This is a genomic window from Streptomyces zinciresistens K42, from assembly GCF_000225525.1.
GTDB lineage: Bacteria > Actinomycetota > Actinomycetes > Streptomycetales > Streptomycetaceae > Streptomyces > Streptomyces zinciresistens.
In genome coordinates this window covers 1-1,925 of sequence record NZ_AGBF01000414.1, presented here as the reverse complement: position 1 = coordinate 1,925, position 1,925 = coordinate 1, and the positions used below count along the sequence as shown (strand labels likewise).

The 1,925-nt window shown below is 73.1% G+C and carries 1 protein-coding gene; it reads right to left on the bottom strand.

Going from position 1 to position 1,925, the window contains the following annotated elements; all coding sequences use genetic code 11:
• On the bottom strand, window positions 1-1,925 hold a 1,925-nt coding region (locus SZN_RS36865; RefSeq protein WP_007506273.1), incomplete at both ends, for a condensation domain-containing protein.

Below are 1,925 nucleotides of genomic sequence, written 5' to 3'. Positions count from 1 at the left end.
GGTTCGCCCCCGCATTCACCTCGCCATACGTCCACTCCACCCCACCCTGAACCAACGCCACCGCACCCGGCACCACCCGCACCCGAGCCTCGAACACCTCCGGCACCGAACGACCGTCCACCACCCCCGCACCCACACCACTCCACTCCCGCAGCAGGCGCCGCTCCTCGCGCTCCCCCAGCAGGCCGATGGAGCCCACCGGCTGATCGGGGTCGGCGACGACGGTCTCCAGGAGGCCGAGCAGCCGACCGGTGAGGGTGGCCACGGTGTGCTCGTCGTAGAGGTCGGTGGCGTACTCGACGTCCCAGCTCAGCCCGCCGGGCCGGCCGTCCTCACCCGACGTCTCCTCGACGAAGAACGTGAGATCGAACTTGGCCACCCGGTGCTCCAGGAGCAGCCGTTCGCTGTGGACGCCGGGGAGGGCGGGCGTGGCGGCGGCGTTGTTCTGGAGGACGAGCATGGTCTGGAAGAGGGGGTGCCGGGCGGTGGACCGGGCCGGGTTGACCGCCTCCACGACCCGCTCGAACGGCAGGTCCTGATGCGCGTACGCCTCCAGATCCGCCGCCCGCACCCGCCCCAGCAGCTCCCGGAACGTCGGATCACCCGACACATCCGTGCGCAGCACCAGCGTGTTGACGAAGAAACCCACCAGATCGTCCAGACCGTCATCCGTACGACCCGCCACCGCCGTCCCCAACGGCACGTCGGTCCCGGCGCCGAGCCGGCTCAGCAGCGCCGCCACCGCCGCCTGGAGCACCATGAACAGCGTCGCCCCGCTCTCCCGCGCCAACCGCACCAGACCCGCGTGCAGTTCCGCACCCGAACGCACCCGCACCACCGCACCCCGGTGCGACGCCACCGCCGGACGCGACCGGTCCACCGGCAGCTCCAACTCCTCCGGCAGGCCGGCCAGGGCCTCGGTCCAGTGGGCGAGCTGGCGCAGGGCGAGGCTGTCGGGATCGCGTTCGTCGCCCAGCAACTCCCGCTGCCAGAGGGCGTAGTCGGCGTACTGCACGGGCAAGGGCGCCCAGTCGGGGGCGTGTCCGGCGGCGCGCGCCTCGTAGGCCCGGCCGAGATCACGGGTGAGCGGGGTCATGGACCAGCCGTCGCCTGCGATGTGGTGCAGGGTGAGGACCAGCACATGGTCGTCCTCGGCGACCTGCAACAGGGTCGCGCGGACGGGGAGTTCGACGGACAGGTCGAAGACGTGCCCCGCAGCCCGCTGTGCCGCGGCGGGCACGTCCCGCTCGGCGCACGGCGTGATCTCGAACGGCACGTGCGGTGCCGGGACGATGTACTGGTGGGGTTCGCCGTCGGGGTTGGGCAGGATCGTGCGCAGCGCCTCGTGGCGTACGACGACGTCGGTGAGGGCGGCCCGCAGGGCGTCCTCGTCCAGGGCGCCGCGCAGCCGCACGGCGAGCGGTACGTTGTAGGTGACGCCGCTCTCGTCCCACTCGCGCAGGAACCACAGGCGCTGCTGGGCGTACGACAGCGGGATGCGCTCGGGGCGCCGTTCGGCGGGCGTGAGGGCGGGTCGGGCGCGTGCGGCGTCGGTGCGCAGTCCCGCGGCCAGCCCGGCCGGGGTGGGGGTGGCGAAGAGGGTGCGGACGCCGACCTCGGCGCCGAGGGTGCTGCGGATGCGGCTGATGAGCCGGGTGACGAGGAGGGAGTGGCCGCCCAGGCCGAAGAAGCTGTCGTCGATCGTGACGCGGTCGACGCGCAGTACTTCGGCGAACAGGCCGCAGAGGACCTCCTCTTCGGGGGTGCGCGGTGCGCGTCCCTCCGCGTCGCCGCCGACCAGGGGCTCGGGCAGCGCCCTGCGGTCGAGCTTGCCGTTGGGCGTCAGCGGCAGCGCGTCCAGCACCACGAACGCGGCCGGCACCATGTACTCGGGCAGCCGCGCGGCGACGAAGTCCCTGAGCGCG